Below are 19,016 nucleotides of genomic sequence, written 5' to 3' on the forward strand. Positions count from 1 at the left end.
GTACTCGCTTCGCTCTTCTTAAAGTGTTTTCCCTCACTTTTGCGACTCCCTTTTGGTTACATCTTCCCGTAGGCACAAATAAAAGATTATTTTCTCATTGAAAGGAGAATTTTATGCGTTGTTTGCCGCTTTTTGTGTCTGCGATTTTTGGCTGTTCCCTTCTGGGAGCTTGTTCCTCTAGTACAGTCCCCGCCACGGAGGACGACGATGATGAGTTTTCTTCTAGCAGCAAAACGAAAAATTCCAGTAGTTCCGTGAAGGGTGAAGGATCCGGCAGCGAGTCCGGCGGCATTGACAATGAATGCGTGGGCGAAACAGGTAATCCCTGGGATGGAACCACCGCCAAGAAATTCGCATGCGGCACCGGCACGAAACTCAGCCCCTATATGATCCTTACCGCTGAACAGCTGGCCCACCTCTCATTTATCGTAGGCGCGAAGGATAAGGATTACGACGGCAAGTATTTCAAGCTGGGTGCCGACATCATCTTGAACGAAGGCGACATCATTGACGAAAATGGCGCCTTGGTGGCCGATTCCACCAAGTTGCACAAGTGGACCCCCATTGGTAATTCCAATGTCGCCTTTACCGGAAACTTCGATGGAGATGGCCATTCCGTGAGCGGAATGTTCATTAACACCACCAGTACACACAACGGATTGTTTGGAAATTCCAGTGGGACAATTCAAAATTTTATTGTTGAAAATTCTTGGGTTCAGGGTGGAAATTATACAGCTGCAATCGTTGGTGCAGTTTCTGGATCAGTATCTAAGGTTGAAAACTATGCTTCTGTTACGAGTACTTCCGACTATGTAGGTGGAATTGCTGGTTTAGCAAAGTGTGCACCGTCTAAGACTGTGTATGTCAAAAATTCTAAGAATCATGGTGAAGTGAAGGGACGGGATGAAGTTGGTGGGGTAATGGGAAATTCGCATTGCGCTTATATCGATTCCCTGTACAATTATGGTAGTGTTGAAGGCCGAAATATAGTCGGCGGAATTTCGGGTCGTGCGGGATATACTTATGTGAGTTCTTATTTGTTGACTTGTAAGTATGCAGAAAATTATGCTGAAGTTGTGGGCGTTAATAATGTTGGCGGCATTTTTGGAGTGGCTGGTTATGCAAGTCCAAACATATCTGGAAATAGTGTAATAACAACATTGGAGTCTGCAAAGAATGGTGGAAATATTGTTGGTGAAAAAAGTGTTGGGGGAATAATTGGGTCGGGTAACCAAATAAAAATTATTCGTGCAGCAAATCTAGCTTCAGTAGAAGGTATTGAGTTCGTTGCAGGAATTGTGGGCAGCTTGATTTCGTCCTCTACAACATCATTGTATAATACGGGTGATATTTCTGGAACGCTGCGTGTCGGCGGTGTATTCGGTTCTAATTCTGAAGGTGTAATCAGCTCCGCATATTCTACCGGCAAGGTTGATGGCGATTCTCTGGTGGGCCTGATGATTGGCTACAACTACAATACCACCATGGCTGACTACTATTACTTAAAGCAGGGCGACCAGGAACCCTTCGGCCTGAACAATGGCGGTGGTGTTGCCACCCCCAAGACTGAAGAAGAAATGAAGTCCCAGGAATTTGCAGAACTCCTTGGCGATGACTTTGTGTATGATTCAAAAATGAATGACGGATATCCAGTGCTAGAATGGGAAAAGTAATTTTTACAAAGATTTCTTGTGCAAAAGGGAAGTTTGCTGCGTGTATATAAGCAGGTAGAAACAGTCCTACCCGCGAACCGGCCGCGTCGCCGGATGTACAGGAACTTTTCATGAGCGAAAGCAAGACTTCGGAGGACTTTGGCACTGGAGCCGGAGGCATCTCAAAATTCACCATCACCAACAGTTTCGTGTTCCCGCTGGTCATGAGCCACAAGGAAATCGCCAAGCCCTTCATCGAGGCCGCCCTCGGCATCAAGATCTACGACCTGAAGGAGCCCGAGCAGGAAAAGACGGAACAGGTGGGCGTCTTCAACAAGAGCGTCCGCTACGACGTGTTCACCCAGCAGATCGACGAGAAAGGCAAGACCATCCGTTCTTTTGATTTGGAGATGCAGGTGAAGGACACAAAGGAACTTCCCAAGCGCGCCCGCTACTACCAGTCCATTCGCGACACTCACGAGCTGCACAGGGGCACCATGTACAAGAGTCTCAAAGACCAGTACGTGCTTTTCATCTGCCCAGATGACATCTTTGGGAAGGACCAGCCCATCTACAGTTTCCAGAATTTCGCGGTGGAGAATAAAGATGTCGCTTTGAACGACCGCACCTTCAAGAATTTTTATATCTTTAACGAGTATAAGAAACTTCCGGACGAGCATCCCCTCAAGCCGTACCTGAAGTATTTCGCAACCAACACTGCTGACTCCACGGAGACCGAGGAAATCGACACCAAGGTAAAGTGGTACCAGACCGACAACCAGACGCAGGAGCGTTACATGACATGGGAACAGGAAATCCAGCTCGCCAGGGAAGATGAACGCGAAAAAGAGCGCGAGCGAAACCAGAAGATTATCGCCGCAAAGGACGAAACCATCGAAAAGCAAGAACGCGAGATTGCCGAACTCAAGGCGAAGCTAGCTGAAATGCAGAAATAGAACATAAGGACCCCACGCGGGTCCTTTTTTGCAAATGTCGGCGCTTCCTCACCATAGAAGCGGTATGACGCATGGGAGTTCCCCGGCCCCTACGTATCAATGTATACGAACGACTGTGGTGCTGCTGTGATTCCGTATTCAGAAAGATCCTTGGCCTTCTTGAATTTTTTCACCTCGCCCAGCTGATAAGCGTAAGCAAATTCCTTCTGCGAAAAATATGCTGAATACTTTTCGTGGGATATTCCAGAGAATTCCTTGGTCTTTTGCCAAAGCTTGGATGGTGTCTCCTTGAGCACCCCAAGCACCGCGACGGAGGCCACGACCTTCATTTCAGGAAATGTGGAATAAATCAGAATTTGATCCACTTGGCGCTTTGCCACCTGGCGACGAAACTCGAACTTCTTGGTTCCTGCAAGAATCCTGTTGGAATACTCGGGCTTGATTGATAAAAGAATCGTACACATATATCACTCTCTGCAAAATTTAACAACTGTTTTGGAATCCTGCAGAATCTTGTCGAAATGGATTTTACAACTCCGCGGTAATGATATGCTTCTTGAAATAGACGTCAAAATTTTCGAAGGAAAGATCTTCTTTTTTGAAGGCCTCTATCTCCTTTTCCCATCGGGCGGATTGCTCCGTGGTATTTAGCTCGTTGAAATAGTCTGCAACCTCTTTGTTGTTTAGAATATTGGTGAGCGGCAAGAACTGAAAATCAGGGAACTTTTCGTAGACTTTTTGAAGATTCTTTACATATTTAGATTGATTTGCTGCAATTATGTCGATGTATTCATTTACCAGGCGGCTGTATTTGTGAGCTATGTTTTCTAGAACCTGGAGTAACTTTTCATCGTCAAACAATAGGCGAGCTTCATCTAGCGATCTGTAAAGTTTGTCCGCGTGGTCCAGCATGATGACGGGAAAATTTTCTGGCTGTCCCATTTTCATTTTCTGCAGCACGGCATTGATGTTCAACTTGTTTAGACACGACGCAAAGACATTGTATATCTCCAGCAATTTTTCTTGACGCACCAGCATACAGTCTCTGTTGTGTATCCGCTTTTGTAGTTTATTTTGCGAAAGACCAAGATAGAGCGTGACGATTAGTGTTGCGATCGGCGCGAGTATAGTCGCGATGGGTGCGAGATCATTTGGATCAAATGGCATGTTTCCTCCTTGAAGAATCTATACAACTTAATATGGAAAAATCTTTGAGAAGCGGCAAGATGCATTTGGGGGACAAATAGGGACGGAAAGGTATAGAAGGGTATTGAAAGGTGTTAAGGAGGACAGAGGAGTATAGAGGGGAAAAAAGGTGTATTTTAGTGTTTTTTTTAAAATAAAAAACGGAATAATTCTATATTACATCTTGGTGAGTTGTACGCTTGCTGTAATTGGTTTTTTTGTATCGTTGAAAAGGGAATGGCTCAATAGTGCGTTACATTGATATTTTTGCAGGATGTGGTGGCTTATCTGTCGGTTTGCAAAATGCTGGCTGGCAGGGGTTGTTTGCTATTGAGAAAAATCGAGATGCTTTTTCAACATTGAAATACAATTTGATTGATTCGCAAAATCATTTTAATTGGCCGGAATGGCTAGATGTTTGTTCGCACGATATTAAAGAGGTCCTAAAAAAGAATAAGGATGATTTAGAGGCTCTTCAAGGTTCTGTGGACTTGGTTGCAGGAGGTCCGCCGTGTCAGGGATTCTCGTTAGCGGGGAAACGAGATACGAAAGATGAACGTAATAAGCTGGTTAAGTCATATTTGGAATTTATTGAGTATGTAAAGCCAAAAGCGTTAATCTTAGAAAACGTTCATGGATTCACTGTGAACTTTAAAGGTAATCGAGGATCTATAAAGAAGTATTCCACCTATGTCGTAGAAAAGTTGGAAGAACTTGAATATAAAGTAGCTTCTTATATAGTAGATGTTTCTGAATTTGGGGTGCCTCAAAAACGCAAGCGTTTTATTTTAATTGCAATGCGAGATAAAGATCCTGAATTAGTTTTTCAAAGACTAAGACAAAACAGAGCTTCGTTTTGTACGGAACATGGCATAGGTATGAAGACGACTATTAGGGAAGCTTTGAGCGATCTCGAAAAAAAGAACGGAGAATGCCCCTCGCCAGATTCGAAAAATTTTAAGGCTGGTTTATACGGGGAGGCTGAGTCCGGTTATCAAAGATTGATGAGAAAATCCTTGAGTGATTTATCAACTGCTGTTGATAGTCATCGTTTCGTGAACCATTCCAAAACAATTGTGAAGCTGCATGAAGATCTATTGGCGAAAGCTCCTGCGGGGAAAAGAATTATTCCTTCGGATGGTTACGTTGAAAATTTAAAGAGACGAGGTGTTACTGTTTTAGACGCAAACGCCCAAGCGCCAACAATTACATCTATTCCCGATGAATTGGTTCATTACAAAGAACCCCGCATATTGACAGTAAGAGAACAAGCACGAATTCAAAGTTTTCCCGATTGGTTTGAATTTAAGGGGAAGTATACATCTGGTGGCAAGCTGAGAAAAAAAGAAGTTCCTCGTTATACTCAGGTCGGAAATGCCGTACCCCCGTTGTTCGCCGAACAAGTTGGTAAAGCCGTAATGGAGGTTTTACAAAATGGATAAGGTTCAGTTTAAAGTTAGCTCTGCTCTAAAAAATCTTGTTGGTCAGGATTTAATACGAAACAACAATATAGCCATATTTGAATTGGTCAAGAATTCTTACGATGCCTTCGCCTCGAAGGTCGTTATTGACTTTGAACCGGATAAAATTACCATTAGCGATGATGGTAAGGGAATGTCTATTGATGATTTAAAAAACAAATGGTTGTTTCTTGCTTATTCTGCAAAAAAAGATGGCACTGAAGATATTGAAGAAGAAAAAAAGAAATCGTATCGAGATAGGATAAATCGCCATTATGCTGGCGCGAAAGGAGTTGGTCGTTTTTCTTGCGATCGCTTAGGCGCAAAGTTGGATTTGTTTACAAAAACAAAAGCGCAAAATTCTGTTGAACACCTTGCTGTTAATTGGTCCGATTTTGAAGAAGACCAGAAAAAAGAATTCATCAGTATTAATGTAAATCATGAAGTTTTAAACAAAGACTTGTTTTCTTCAAAAAAACAAAAATCTGGTACGATTCTTGAAATAACAAATTTGAGAGACACATGGAACCGAGAAACTATATTAGAGTTGAAGCGATCTCTCGAAAAACTTATAAACCCTTTTTCTGAAAAAATCAGTTTTAATATTGAGATAAAATGCGAGTCAGAAAAGAAACGTGATCTTGATGAACAAAGAAATGGAGCTTTAGATTCAAAGATCGTAAATGGTGTTATAAAAAATAGTATCGCTCAAGTTATCAACTTGAAGACTACGCGAATTGATGTGGCCTTGAATAAGGATTTTGTTGAAACTTCAATTGTGGACAGAGGCACTGAAATATATCGAATTCGCGAAAAAAACAACTTTAAAAAATTAGAAAATGTAAAAATAAACCTCTATTTTTTAAATAAGGCTGCGAAACAAGCGTTTTCTACTCAGATGGGTGTTCAGCCCGTCAATTATGGATCTGTATTTTTGTTCCGAAATGGTTTTAGAATTTTGCCATTTGGTAATCCAGGTGATGATAGTTGGAAGTTGGATTATCGTGCTCAGCAGGGGTATAATCGTTTTCTAGGAACACGCGATCTATTTGGTAGAGTTGATGTTGTAACGGATCTAATTGATGAGTTTAAGGAAGTTTCTAGTCGAGATGGAGGACTGATTCAGTCTGAAACGACTTTGCAGCTGTATCGTTTTTTTGAGATTGTTCATCATCGTTTAGAACGATACGTTGTTGGCGTTCTTTGGGGAGAAGGATTCTTAAAAAGGCAATATTTTAAGAATGTTTTGGAAGTTCAAAAGAATAGAGAGGTCCTTGGCAAGGATAAGGATCAAGATTCTGCAGATTATGTGATTAATTCTAGCTTGGGCAGTAAGATTGATTTCGTTCAATTAGTTAAAACTTTGATAAGTGATAAAAATATTCAGGTCCTATATTACAATAGAGATCTTGCGAATATTTTTTCGCAGCCAACTTTATTTGATAATGCTAATCCGCAAGTGATTAGTGATTTGGAACGAATAGCTGAGCAGACAAATGATAGCTCGTTGATGGCTTCCGTAGAGGATGCAAAAAGACAGCTTGCGGAAATGCAGAAAGAAAAAGACGCTGCAGTACGTAGAGCAGAAGAAGCTGAAATCCGGGCTCAAAAAGCTTCATCGGAACGAGATGAAGCTAAATATGAAGCGAATGTTGCAAAATCACTGCAGAAAAAAGCTGAATCAGAAAAGCAAGAACTTCAAGGCCACTATGATCGAGTTGCATCAGAAAATCTTTTCTTGTCCTCTGATGTAAATAAGGATGTGAAACAGCTGAGCGCTTTGCAACACCATATTACCCATACATCGAGCTTTATTCATGAATTAGCTATGAAAGCTCTAGATGCGGTATCTATAGGAGATAAAGACAAGGCATCTAGCTTTATTCAACGAATTCTTTTTGAAAATACAAAAATTGCGACGTTGTCAAATTTTGTAAGTAAAGCGAATTTTGATTTAATGTCAAAAAGAATTACAAAGGATATTGTTTCGTTTATTAACGAATACATGGAAAATGTGTATTCTCTAGCTAACAATGATATGAACATTCAGGTTGAGAAAACAGATGTTTCTCTTAGCATGCTGTTTGCTCCGATAGACATAATCGTTGTTCTTGATTGTTTATTGGATAACTCGCGTAAAGCCGAAGCAAAAAATATCATAGTTCGCTGGATAGAAGATTCGGAAAACGTTAAATTGATATTTGCAGATGATGGAAAAGGAATCTCCGATGCAGTCAAACCGTACATATTTGATTATCGTTATTCCACGACAGGAGGGGGTGGGCTGGGCTTATTCCACGTCCATCAAATAAGTGAAAAAATGGGTATAAACATAAAAGTGGATAATAGAGTTTCTGGTGCTAAGTTTATTTTTGAATTTAAGAAAGAAGGGGAATAGAGAGTATGCAATATAGTATCCTTTGGGTTGATGATCGAAAAGACGAATTTTTGTCTGTAGAGATGGATCAAGAAATTGAAGAGTATGTCAGGGAACATTTTTTTGAGCCTCATCTAGATTTTTGTGAAAATGTGGAAGATGCGGAAAAATGTGTTTCGTCAAAGAAATATGATGTGATTTTCTCTGACTATAACATTGGCGAGAATAAAGATGGCCAAGATTTCATTACAGATATTCGAAAAAGTAATGTGAATGCAGAAGTTTTATTTTATTCTGCACTTCATAATCCTCCTGCTTTAGGCTTAGATAGAATATCTTTTTTAAGATTGAACTCAAGTTCTGCCTATGACGACTTAAAAGCTAAAATGAAATCTATGATTGATTTGACGCTTGAAAAATTAAATGATCTCACGAATCTTCGAGGCCTTGTTATGGCAGAAGTTAGTGAACTTGACATAATGATGAAGCAAATTGTTTATCATTATTGTGATGATTCAGAAAAAGAAAAAAAATTGCATTCTTATATAGTTGAAAAAATTGAAAAGAGAAGTAAAGATGTTTTAGAGAGTGTTGCTTGTGACAAGAATTGTACGCATGTATGGAAAAATAAGAATCTTAAAGAAATCGTCTTTGATCCAGGCTTTGAATCGTTTACAACTGCAAGAACGTTGTATCAAATTATCCGAGAAATAAAATCCGGGAATTCTTCTGTTTTAGATCAAAGTTGTTTAAGCTTTACTCTTGAGGAATATAAATCTCAAATCATTGATAATCGAAATATGTTGGCTCATTGCCAAGCGTTTATAGGCAATGATGGGAAAGAGACTTTGAAGACTGCTGAAGGTGAAAAAACTTTTAATTCCGCTGACATTGATGAAATTCGAAGAAATATTTTAAGATATCACACAATGTTTGAAGCTTTATTAACTTATTTTAATTTAGAATGAAAGGATAGTGTCTAATATTGTCATTTTATATTTCTACTTTTAGGTTGAAGTTGAAATTTTTCTGGAGCTTAGATGTCTGTACCGAAATTTGAAGAGTTTCTTTACCCTTTCTTGTCTTTCATTAAAGACAAGGATCTTTCTACCAAGGAAATGAAAAAGGCTTTGGTGGAATATTTCAAGTTGACGGAAGAAGACTGTGCCCTCATGACAAAAAATGGTACGAGTACGCAGGTTAGCGACCGTATTAACTGGGTTCGTCAGTATCTGCGTCGCGCTCTTTTTGTGGATCAGCCTCATAAGGGCGTGTATCGCATTACCGAACGCGGCAAAGAATATTTGAAAAGCCATACCACATTGGTAAAAAAAGATTTGATGGTATATCCAGAATTTTCCAACTATGCCAATGGAACGACCGCAGACACTTCTGCTGCTCCTGCTTCTGTAATCGAGGATGCTCAGGTTCTTACACCAACGGAGCAATTGGAACAGGCTTTTGACAACATTAATCGGGACTTGGCAGAAGATCTTTTGCAGAAGGTGATGGAACAAACTCCTCGATTCTTTGAGTTTCTTGTTGTTGACCTGCTCAAAAAAATGGGCTATGGCGGATCATTTGATGATTCTGCGAAGGTTACACCTTATGTTCATGATGATGGCATAGACGGCATTATTTACGAAGACAAACTTGGTTTGGATAAGATTTATATCCAAGCGAAAAAATATAGTGCCGATAACATTGTTGGTAAGCCCCAAATTCAGCAATTTGCTGGAGCGCTTGACGAACAGAAAGCTTCCAAGGGTGTTTTTATCACGACTAGCAATTATAGCAAGGATGCTCGTGAATATGTGGACAAGCTCAGTAAGAAGATTGTCCTTATCAATGGTCGTGAACTGTCCCGTTACATGATTGACTGTAATGTTGGTGTGAGCGTAAAGAAAGTGTACGAAGTCAAGAGAATTGACTCCGATTATTTTGAAGAGTAGAAAATAGGTGGTGGATTATTTTATATGACAGTGGTTCAAAAAGACATTCAAGCAACAAATAAAAAAATTTCAACCGTAAAGAAATTGATAAAAAAACGTGTTGCTTCTTTGGAAGATAAAGATATTCTTCAAACTCCTCTTTCCACTGGAACTAGTTGGAAAAATCTTGAATTCTCAAATCCTGAAAATACGATTCGTATTGGAACAATGTTTAGTGGCATTGGTGCCATTGAGCATGCTTTTCAGCGTCTTGGATTAAAGCATAAGATCGCTTTTGCCGGTGATATTGAACCAAAGTGCAAGACAAGTTATTTTGCCAATTACGAAATTGCCGAAGAAGATTGGTTTACCGATATTCGTGATTTTGATGCAAAGCCTTATGCTGGAAAGGTTGATTTCATTATAGGCGGCGCTCCGTGCCAAGCATTTTCCATGGTTGGTAAAAGGCTTGGCTTTGAAGATGCTCGTGGAACTTTGTTCTATGAATTTGCTCGAGTTGTAAAAGAAACGTCCCCAAAAGTTTTTCTTTTTGAAAATGTCAAAGGTTTGCTTAGTCATGATAATGGCAGGACTTGGCATGTCATGCATGATATCTTTGAAGAACTTGGCTATACCGTTTATTTTAGGGTGTTGAATAGTAAGGACTATGGGATTCCTCAGCATCGTGAACGAGTATATTGTTTGGGCTTTAAAAACAAAAAGACGAAGTTCGAGTTTCCTGCACCGATTTCTCTTGAATATACGATGTACGATTTTTTGGAAGACTACATTGACTCTAAGTATTTCTTGAAGGAAAAGGGAATTAAGTTTGTCACTAGCCATAAAAACCGTGAAAAGTCATACACTCAAATAAATGGTGATGTGGCTTTATGCCAAAAGAGAAATCAACAGTTTAATTGGCATGGAGATTTTGTTTACCATCCTGATTCTGAAAGCACTCCGACGGATGAAGCTTTTGATGAATTTATCTTCGATGTGAAAGATGTTGAAGAGAAGTATTATCTTTCTGAAAAGGTTGCTAAGTATGTTTTAGCCGGAGGCACCAAAAACTTCAAAACTTCAACAAAAACAGATTTAGAGGTGGCTCGTCCTCTATTACATTCAATGCACAAAATGCATCGTGCCGGTGTGGACAATTATGTTACGCATAAAGGTCGCATACGAAAATTAACCCCGCGAGAATGTTTGCGATTAATGGGTTTTAAAGATTCTTTTAAGATTGTTGTTTCTGATACTGCGGCATATCAGCAGGCTGGCAACAGCATCGTTGTTGATGTTTTGATAGCGTTGTTGAAGCAAATGGATGTTACAAAATATGGGGTAAAATAATGGATCCTTTTTGCAGAGTTGTTACACCTAGTATATCCGAAATATGCAAAATAAATTGCATTTTCCCTCAAAAGATCACTGTAGCGGCTGACGCTGTTTCGAAAATAAATGAAATGTGGAACTCAAAATCCTGGAATCCACGATTTTCAAACTATAAAAATTTTTTTGAGTCGAGTTATCAACCGTACGCACAATTAGCGTTGTATTGGATGGACGAAGAGAAATTCTATCCTCGTTTTGGAAAACGTCTTGAATATCATGAAATCTCAGACTATTTGAAAAAATGGTTTACTAAATATTATTCGCCGAATCCGTATTCTAAAGCGCCGGCTGGTTTTGTCGGAACACCATATATTTTGAATAATTACATAAATAATTTTATTATTACAGAGAACGGAAATGGTAATGTGGCATCTTTTCAAACATGTTTTCATAATATGTTTGGGGATGATATTGGCAATCTTGATATTTTGAAAAATATAATAAATGAATTTTCCGATTACCTTGTTGAAGATAATGGTGTCATACGCTTTAAAGACGAAGCGAATGCCCATGAATTGATTGATGATTCGCTTGTTAGATTGCCGGAAAATGTTGATTGTAATGACAAATCTTTTTTCTTCCATAACTTTGATACATGTTATCAACCCGTTGATTTTAATGATTTCACTAGTGGGCATATGAAATTTTCAAGGCAACAAATCTTCTTCGGTGCCCCTGGCACTGGTAAGTCTCATGAAATAAAGAAGCAAACTGCTGACCAAAGTGTTGTTCGTACTACTTTCCATCCAGATAGTGACTACTCTACTTTTGTTGGGGCTTACAAGCCGACTACAATCGATGTGCCTTTGCGAGATGTTTCTGGTCATGTTGTAGTTGAAAATGGCAATCCGGTTATTGAATCCAAGATTGTTTATGAGTTTGTGGAGCAGGCTTTCTTGAAGGCTTATGTAAATGCTTGGACTTTGCTTGCCGAAAATAAGCCGCAGTTCTTGATTGTAGAAGAAATCAATCGCGGTAACTGTGCCCAAATTTTTGGAGACCTGTTCCAGCTTTTGGATCGAAATGATTTTGGTTTCTCTGATTACCCGATTACCGCAGATAAGGATCTGCAAAAACATTTGAAAAAGGCTTTTGAAAACCTAAATATTTCGGGTACAGACATTGAGGGCGAATACGAAGAATCGAATGATTCTATTGCCACCAAGGTAAAGTCTGGCGAAGTTTTGTTGTTGCCAAAGAATCTTTATATCTGGGCAACAATGAATACCAGCGACCAGTCTCTGTTCCCCATTGATTCTGCATTTAAGCGCCGTTGGGATTGGAAGTATATTCCCATTGACACCAAGAAAGAGAATTGGTCCATTAAGGTTAATGGTTCCGCTTATAGCTGGAGCGATTTCCTTGAAAAGGTCAATGAAAAGATTGGCTCAACAACAAGTAGCGAAGATAAAAAACTAGGTTTCTATTTCTGCAAGGCTTGTAAAAATGAAATCTCTGCAGACCGTTTTGTAAGCAAGGTTCTATTCTACATCTATAACGATGTTTTCAAGGATTACGGCTACGAAGATCCAATGTTCAAGAACGAAGGTAAGGTTATGCCTTTCCAGAGTTTCTATAACACGGATGGTTCTGTAAACGAAACCGTTGTAAAAATCATTCTTGATAATCTAGATGTTGTCCGTGATTTAGAGGTTGATTTACCAGAGGATGATTTCCAAAAAATGGACTCATCTAAGTTTAATGAGGTTGTTTTTTCAGATGGGACCATTATAAAAGGCAAAACCCAGTTTGAAACTTATCAAAATACCTTAGAGAAAATAGGAATTGAAAAAGTTGCGGAAATTGTTGCTGAAAAGGGCTGGCATCGAAAGTCATCGTTGGTTGTAGATTCTGTACAACATGATGACATTGTGAATAGTAAGGATTTCTCGTATGTTCAGATAGACCATTATTATGTTATTAAGGGCGTTAACACTAAAAGTATGATGGGCTATCTAAAGGTTATAAATGAAAAACTGGGCCTAGGATTGAAAGTTCAGTAATATGCGCATCCTTATCGAAGAATATCAGTATCCAGCGGATTCTGTCAAGAACATTCTTGACGGAATTTCTACGCTGCGTGATGTTAAGGATAAGGTGAGCGTAAATTACGTCGGCTACTACTACAATCCTTCTTTAAAGGATTGCGTGTTTATTTTGCCAAAGGTCCTCATCGATGCAAACGAGATGGTCTTTGGACATTGTAAGCCTGAAGATATAATCCATTTGGAAAGTTCTGGCAATTTGCTTTCTCAAGAAGAGCGAGATTTCATTTATGAACTGGCGGTTTGGATTTATAGGGCGATTGTTGTTTTTAACGATACAGTTGAAAACACGATAGTTCGTCGTCAGTATGTTTCGCAAATGAGCAAGGGGAGGTTGCGCCAAAGTAATACATTCCTTGATATTCTGCTTGCTCTCCAAAAGTTTAATCGCGACAATCAGCAGTTCTTCTTCTTTATTTTAAAGAATATTCATTCTGGTTTTAATAAAATCAATTGGAATAAGACTATCAGTAAAAACGACGCCATTGTGCAAAATGGTACGCCCATTTACACTCAGGTAGTAAATAAAAAACGCCAGATAAATTTTGACGAAGAACTTTTGATTATCTTCTTCTCGATCCTGAATTATATGCATGAGGAATATGGTTTCCCCGTGCAGATTACATTGGGATTTGAGCTGATAAAAGGAAATAAGTTCCGCCAATACATGAATGGACTTGGCTTGGTTCGCTTGCATCAAATCAAATACAAGTATTTTAGTGATAAGGCCCTGTACCTGTGGGAACTTTGCTATGCGTTCTTTGACCAGAGCAAAAAAATCAATGTGGAAACTACGGAACAGGAATATCTCCTGGTTACGAATTTTAACATTGTTTTTGAGTCCATTATCGATGAACTTATTGGCGACCCTCGCGACAAGATTCCAAGTGGTTTGAAGGATCAAGATGACGGAAAACGAGTTGACCATTTATTCCGTTATAAGAACTTGACCAATGATGATCGAGAAGACTCTGTTTATTACATTGGCGACTCGAAGTACTACAAGCAAAAAACGCCTCTGGGTGCGGAATCGGTTTATAAGCAGTTCACCTATGCTCGGAATTTGATTCAGTGGAATCTTGACCTATTTAATAATTCGGGGGATGCTCAGGGACTCTTGAAATTGCGCGATGATGTTACGGAAGGGTACAATGTGGTGCCGAACTTCTTTATCAGTGCGCAGCAGAATGATTTGAAACAAGTCGATGATATTAGCTCTGCTAAAGTTGAACCTTATGTTAACAAGCAGTTTGAAAATCGTCTTTTTGATCGCGATACCTTAATTGTTGCACATTACAATGTCAACTTCTTGTTCATCATCGCACTTTACGGTCGAAATAATCCTGCACAAAAAGATGGATGGAAAAATAAAGTTCGCGAAATGTTCCGAAAGGAAATCCGGAAGGTTCTGGAAGACAAATTCCAGTTCTATGTAATGACGGCTCATGCTGATGTTGTTGCAGATGAATATTTGCGCGAAAATTTCCAGATGGTTTTGGGCAAGGTATTTACACCTTTCAAGGATAAGGATTATTACTCCGTTGCCTTAGACCGTGATGAAAAATTCCGTGAAGAAAATGAAGCCTTGCTTGACTTGCTGAAGCAGAATTTTGAGGTAAAGGAATGTTCTATTGGAGTAGATCCAAGTTCTGTTTTGGAAAAGATTCCTCGCAAGTTGCATGTGGCTCCTGCTGCTCGATTCCTTACGCAGCATTGGCTTGAAAACTACATGGATGCCAACATTGTTGTCGGCTGTTATAAGAGTCAAGAACATCTTGATTGGATTCTTGGAAATAACGATAAGGGAACGTTGCTGTACAACGTCCGCTTAGACAAGAATCGTGCGGGTGCGCAGTTGATTACGCAAACCCGCGAAAGAAAAGTCTCGTTTGTAGTCTTGTATGACATTGAGGATGTGGCAAAGGAACCGCAAGTATTTAGAGTTCATCACACAGCTGTTATGGATGAAGCTAGAATGCGCTTGGCTCAATATCCGAATCCACAAGGCCGTTATTTCTGCTACGTCTTTGACGAAGAAGTTTCCTTAGGAAAGTTGGATGTGGCCAAATTCATAGAAGAGCGAAGTACAAAAGAAGACTACATCAAAGGTGCGCCGATTTATGTGAAAGGCGCAGAAATGATAAAGTATAGAGGATAAAACCTATTTTATATAGTCCTCATAACTTATTATATTTTGTTTTCCCACGATTTCTTCTAGATATTTTTTAAAAGCTAGGCTTAAAGGTATTGTTATAAAAATAATCAAATTTCTTTTTGCTCTAGAACAACAAACGTAAAACAGAAAAATGGGTGTCCTATAGGAATTTTTTTATGAAATCCTTCCTCGGTATCTTTAATACAGACCTCGTCAATAAATACAAGCAAAGAATTCCTTTAAGGGAGTTGGCAAGTTCTTTTATTGACTGTCCATCCGGTTTGCCGCAGTGCTTGGGGCATGACATGCATCGCCCTGCAGGTTGGGCCGAATTGTTAGGATTGCATTTTGAGAAAAATATATGCTCGCTTATAGGCGTGTCCAATGCTTATGAAAATGATGACGAAGCCAAGTTGATTTGCCAAAAACATAAAATTGCTCTTCAAGAATATGTAGATGAAATGACCCGAGATTCAAGAAAACCTTTCCTTGAATCTTTAAAAAATCTTGGGGCCGATTCTCCTAAAATTACGTATGCGGAATGTTGTATCGCTTTAGAGGAAAATATTGCGGTAAATGCCTTTCCTGAACTATTTGAAAAATGTGATAAGGATGGGTTGATATCTATTTCTGATATATTGACAGATTTTACTTATAACGGTGATGGTATCTTTTGTTCAAAAAACAGCGATTACGCAGTTCTCGCCCATCAATTTTTCCGCAAAAGACTTTCGATACACAATAGTTGCTGCAACCTTTTTTTAAATGAGCTGATTCAATCCAATAACCCTGATTGGAATGCAAAAATCCGGATTGATAAAAACATGTTAGGGTGGAAACATGGCGTAAAAAGGTCTATTGAACTTGAATATTGGTATGGGCCTAAATTTAATGGTGATGTCTCTAAAATACAAAAAGGAGTTGCCAGACATAAATCATCCGAGGATGAAGCTCTCTATAGCTTGATAGATTCAACAGATTTTTCGTGGTATTACGATAATCAATCGCATACGTTTGAATGCGAAGAGATTACAACGCAGCCGTCCGTCGGTGTGTCAGATGAACATTATGGGTTCCGTTATATTCATTCAATATACGAACATGGTAAGCAAGCAATTGTGCATTTTGATGCAGCCATAAAATTGTATAATGAGGAAGAATATGTAAAACGTTTGGATCAGTCCCTAGATAAAGTGGATAAAAATATTCCATATACTAAACTTTTTAGAATAGACGGGCAACTTGCGGTTTCAGACTGGAAAAGGCTATGCGTTCTCTTTATGCAGGGCAATCCACTGATATCAGAGTATTTCGGAGTTAAGCAATTTCCTGAAAAAAATGATGAAGTAAAAAAAGTCGCTTATGGGGAAAGGTTGTCGAACAGCCTTTATAAAAATGAGTATGGTGTCAGAGCCTTTTTGTCCTGTGTGGACGGAACCATTGAATCAGATTCTATTGCTGAGTTTGATGTCCTTAACGATGGAGAAAATCAATATTCTGTAGTTGATTCCGATGTTATTGAGTTTGTCAAGGAGTCAAAAAAGAATGGATTGGATTTGCATATACCAGAATCGGTTATGCGAATGGACATTAATGATTCCTATATAAACATCCCGACGATAAAAATTTCTAGTAATGAAAACTTTGAAAAGAAGGTGCATTTAGTTATCCAGTCTTTGAGTTCAACTTTGAAACTGTACAATGAACACTATTCCCAAAAGAATATTGTTTTTACGTTGGCTTGGCCTTTTTTGAAACGGATTGCAAAACTTTCTTTTATAGGCGGAATCCAGGATGTTATAGATTGTATTGCGGAAATTAATAGGCTTCCAAAAACAAAGGAAGAATTTCTGGACTTTGTCGAAGAATTGCAAAAGAATATCAACCTGCACATTGCAACAGAAAATACCTTCGATAAGCTCAGCCCAATAGGTTTGAATGGCAACATGAGATTGCATAGAAGACCAATTCAATACGCTTCATGCAAAATCAACCATGAGGATGGCAAACTTTTCATTGAATTGTCTAAAGACGCTTCTGAAATTGTCCAAGGGTATAGGATTTGCCCCGTCATTGCGTTTAATGCAAAGTCTTCATCATGCTCAATTTGTGGGAAAGAGTATTGGGATTGCAAACACCAGAAATTTGTAGATGAAAAATGCTATGAAAAAATAGAAGATGTCAATATAATAGGATGCTTTTGGTCGGTAGAGTAGTGAAATATTTTCGCATTTAGTGAAAAAAATAGAGCAGTCCGCACTGCTCCGCGAACTTTTTTATCTGGTAGAGGTAATCGTAGTTGTTTTCATTTTCGGCGGGCAGTATTTCGGCAAGCCTTGGGGCGGAGACTTGCGGGCGGTTTTGTCTGCGGTTACTTCGAGCAAGGCTCCGTTTCATGAGGGGCGGGGCGAGGCAGCGAAGGATCCGGCCCCATGAAATAGAGCGCGACGGCACGGTCGTGCCGGGCCGCCCGTATAAAGCGAGGGGGCATCGATTGGCGGCGCACGATGCGCAAACTGCCGATTCTGCAGGGGGATTCCGGTTCGGGGGCGGGGTTGGCGATTGGCGGGCCCGGGATGCAAACTCCCGTCTATATGGAGCTGGTGAACAAGAAGAAGGTTTTCGATCTGGACGACCGTCTGATTGTGCTGTATTTCTCGGCGATGAACTACATAGGCGAAGTTTTCGGCTTCAGGATGCCGAGGTCGGAATTCTATGCGCCCATGCGCGTGAACGATTTCCGGCGTTTGCTCGGGCACCGCGGTTTGGTGGAGCTGCGCCGCATCAAGCACAAGTACTTTGCGGACAAGTTCCTGCGCCTCTACAACATCATGAAGGCGTTCTTCGAATGGGGCGGCAAGTTCAGCGCATGCAGTTTCGAAAGCGAGTATTTGCTCACGAGCAAGTACAACAACGTTTTCGAGGCGATGATCGACAAACTGGTCGGCGACGATCTCCCGGCAAATATGGAATATCTCAAGAGCCAAAAAGACGGCAAGGAGGTCGACCATCTTTACGAGGACCGTCAATTGATTTTTGCCGACGACGCGCAAAAGATTTGGTTCATTGGCGACAGCAAGTACTACAGCGACAAGAACGATATTGTGGGCGAATCGGTGTACAAGCAGTTCACCTACGCCAGGAATATCATCCAGTACAACATCAACGATTTGCTCGATTTCTCGAAGGGCGGGAATTCCGAGAATTATGACGGGTTCCGCTACCGCGACCCTCTCACGGAAGGCTATTCCGTGACGCCGAACTTCTTTGTCCGCGGCGAAGTCCCCGACCGGAGTCCGTGCGATATTCCGGATGTCGAAAATTCCATCCGCAAGGACGATGCCGACATGTGGCAACACCGCAACCGTCATTTCGAGAACCGCCTGTTCGACCGCGACACGCTTTTGCTGCAAGTTTACGACGTGAACTTCTTGTATGTGCTCAAGGCATTCACCGCCAAAAGCTCCGGCATGCGCGAAGAATTCAAGCGCACCGCCCGCGAAACGTTCAGGAAGAATTTCATTGATCTGTTGAACAAGCGCTTTTATTTCTGGATTCTCTGGGTCAGGGAGCCGCAATCGTGCGCACCATACACCAATAAAATTGAATGGTTCGCAAACAAGTATTATCGCGCCCTGCAGGGCAAAATGTTCCGCCAAAGGGCGGATGCCGATTACCTGATTTTGGCGCTTGAACAAGATTTTGTGGAAAGTTCCGCCACCGAAAAGGAATTTTTCAAAATCCGCGACGAAATCAAAGGCGATTGCGAAGTGTTCCTCACCGATGCAAAAGACATCTTCGACGAAGGTGAATTCCAGGACGAAAGCAAACGCGAAAAGGAACTTGGTCGGCCGTAATGATTT

Annotated in this window: 13 protein-coding genes; 11 read left to right on the plus strand and 2 right to left on the minus strand. The window is 40.2% G+C overall.

The genetic code is table 11. The features are described from left to right. Window positions 1-113 precede the first annotated feature (113 nt). A complete protein-coding gene (locus tag MMG03_RS06465) occupies window positions 114-1,673 on the plus strand; it encodes a hypothetical protein (RefSeq protein ID WP_249505914.1) in 1,560 nt (519 codons plus the stop codon). 110 nt (window positions 1,674-1,783) lie between these two features. Continuing rightward, on the plus strand, window positions 1,784-2,608 hold the full coding sequence (locus MMG03_RS06470) for a hypothetical protein (protein ID WP_073285970.1): 825 nt from the start codon (window positions 1,784-1,786) through the stop codon (window positions 2,606-2,608). An 89-nt stretch (window positions 2,609-2,697) separates the two neighbouring features. Here MMG03_RS06470 and MMG03_RS06475 read toward each other — a convergent pair whose 3' ends face one another. Together MMG03_RS06475 and MMG03_RS06480 are read right to left on the minus strand one after the other, a co-directional pair. After that, complete coding sequence (locus MMG03_RS06475; RefSeq protein WP_249505915.1) at window positions 2,698-3,072, minus strand: ASCH domain-containing protein; 375 nt, start codon at window positions 3,070-3,072, stop codon at window positions 2,698-2,700. Between the two features lie 64 nt (window positions 3,073-3,136). Then, window positions 3,137-3,775, minus strand: a complete 639-nt coding sequence (locus MMG03_RS06480; RefSeq protein WP_249505916.1) for a hypothetical protein — start codon at window positions 3,773-3,775, stop codon at window positions 3,137-3,139. 266 nt (window positions 3,776-4,041) lie between these two features. Between MMG03_RS06480 and MMG03_RS06485 the strand changes: the two genes are divergently transcribed. From MMG03_RS06485 to MMG03_RS06525, 9 genes are all read left to right on the plus strand, one after another. After that, window positions 4,042-5,235 (plus strand): DNA cytosine methyltransferase, encoded by a 1,194-nt coding sequence (locus MMG03_RS06485; protein WP_249505917.1) that lies wholly within the window; start codon window positions 4,042-4,044, stop codon window positions 5,233-5,235. Continuing rightward, the gene (locus tag MMG03_RS06490; protein ID WP_249505918.1) at window positions 5,228-7,651 is read left to right on the plus strand and encodes an ATP-binding protein; all 2,424 of its coding nucleotides are present in this window, start codon (window positions 5,228-5,230) and stop codon (window positions 7,649-7,651) included. Before MMG03_RS06485 ends, MMG03_RS06490 begins: the two co-directional genes overlap by 8 nt. A 5-nt stretch (window positions 7,652-7,656) precedes the next feature. Beyond that, entirely contained in the window at window positions 7,657-8,598 is a 942-nt protein-coding gene (locus tag MMG03_RS06495; protein ID WP_249505919.1) for a hypothetical protein, read from the plus strand. A 111-nt stretch (window positions 8,599-8,709) separates the two neighbouring features. Further along, entirely contained in the window at window positions 8,710-9,582 is an 873-nt protein-coding gene (locus MMG03_RS06500; protein WP_249505920.1) for a restriction endonuclease, read from the plus strand. Between the two features lie 24 nt (window positions 9,583-9,606). Continuing rightward, window positions 9,607-10,911 carry a DNA cytosine methyltransferase gene (locus MMG03_RS06505; RefSeq protein ID WP_249505921.1) on the plus strand — a complete coding sequence of 435 codons (1,305 nt, stop codon included), beginning with the start codon at window positions 9,607-9,609 and terminating at the stop codon, window positions 10,909-10,911. Continuing rightward, the gene (locus tag MMG03_RS06510) at window positions 10,911-12,956 is read left to right on the plus strand and encodes an AAA family ATPase (protein ID WP_249505922.1); all 2,046 of its coding nucleotides are present in this window, start codon (window positions 10,911-10,913) and stop codon (window positions 12,954-12,956) included. Before MMG03_RS06505 ends, MMG03_RS06510 begins: the two co-directional genes overlap by 1 nt. 1 nt (window position 12,957) lies before the next feature. Further along, window positions 12,958-15,156 carry a hypothetical protein gene (locus MMG03_RS06515; RefSeq protein WP_249505923.1) on the plus strand — a complete coding sequence of 733 codons (2,199 nt, stop codon included), beginning with the start codon at window positions 12,958-12,960 and terminating at the stop codon, window positions 15,154-15,156. Window positions 15,157-15,329: 173 nt separating this feature from the next. Next, entirely contained in the window at window positions 15,330-17,369 is a 2,040-nt protein-coding gene (locus MMG03_RS06520; protein ID WP_073285947.1) for a hypothetical protein, read from the plus strand. A gap of 291 nt (window positions 17,370-17,660) precedes the next feature. Then, on the plus strand, window positions 17,661-19,010 hold the full coding sequence (locus tag MMG03_RS06525; RefSeq protein WP_073285941.1) for a hypothetical protein: 1,350 nt from the start codon (window positions 17,661-17,663) through the stop codon (window positions 19,008-19,010). The last annotated feature ends 6 nt before the right edge of the window (window positions 19,011-19,016 follow it).

Origin of the sequence: Fibrobacter sp. HC4 (assembly GCF_023373925.1) — a bacterium.
GTDB lineage: Bacteria > Fibrobacterota > Fibrobacteria > Fibrobacterales > Fibrobacteraceae > Fibrobacter.

Bases quoted from the DNA above. Each gene is read 5' to 3' on its own strand.
- MMG03_RS06465 (WP_249505914.1), top strand. From the start codon at position 114: ATGCGTTGTTTGCCGCTTTTTGTGTCTGCGATTTTTGGCTGTTCCCTT.
- MMG03_RS06470 (WP_073285970.1), top strand. From the start codon at position 1,784: ATGAGCGAAAGCAAGACTTCGGAGGACTTTGGCACTGGAGCCGGAGGC.
- MMG03_RS06475 (WP_249505915.1), bottom strand. From the start codon at position 3,072: ATGTGTACGATTCTTTTATCAATCAAGCCCGAGTATTCCAACAGGATT.
- MMG03_RS06480 (WP_249505916.1), bottom strand. From the start codon at position 3,775: ATGCCATTTGATCCAAATGATCTCGCACCCATCGCGACTATACTCGCG.
- MMG03_RS06490 (WP_249505918.1), top strand. From the start codon at position 5,228: ATGGATAAGGTTCAGTTTAAAGTTAGCTCTGCTCTAAAAAATCTTGTT.
- MMG03_RS06495 (WP_249505919.1), top strand. From the start codon at position 7,657: ATGCAATATAGTATCCTTTGGGTTGATGATCGAAAAGACGAATTTTTG.
- MMG03_RS06505 (WP_249505921.1), top strand. From the start codon at position 9,607: ATGACAGTGGTTCAAAAAGACATTCAAGCAACAAATAAAAAAATTTCA.
- MMG03_RS06510 (WP_249505922.1), top strand. From the start codon at position 10,911: ATGGATCCTTTTTGCAGAGTTGTTACACCTAGTATATCCGAAATATGC.
- MMG03_RS06515 (WP_249505923.1), top strand. From the start codon at position 12,958: ATGCGCATCCTTATCGAAGAATATCAGTATCCAGCGGATTCTGTCAAG.
- MMG03_RS06520 (WP_073285947.1), top strand. From the start codon at position 15,330: ATGAAATCCTTCCTCGGTATCTTTAATACAGACCTCGTCAATAAATAC.
- MMG03_RS06525 (WP_073285941.1), top strand. From the start codon at position 17,661: ATGCGCAAACTGCCGATTCTGCAGGGGGATTCCGGTTCGGGGGCGGGG.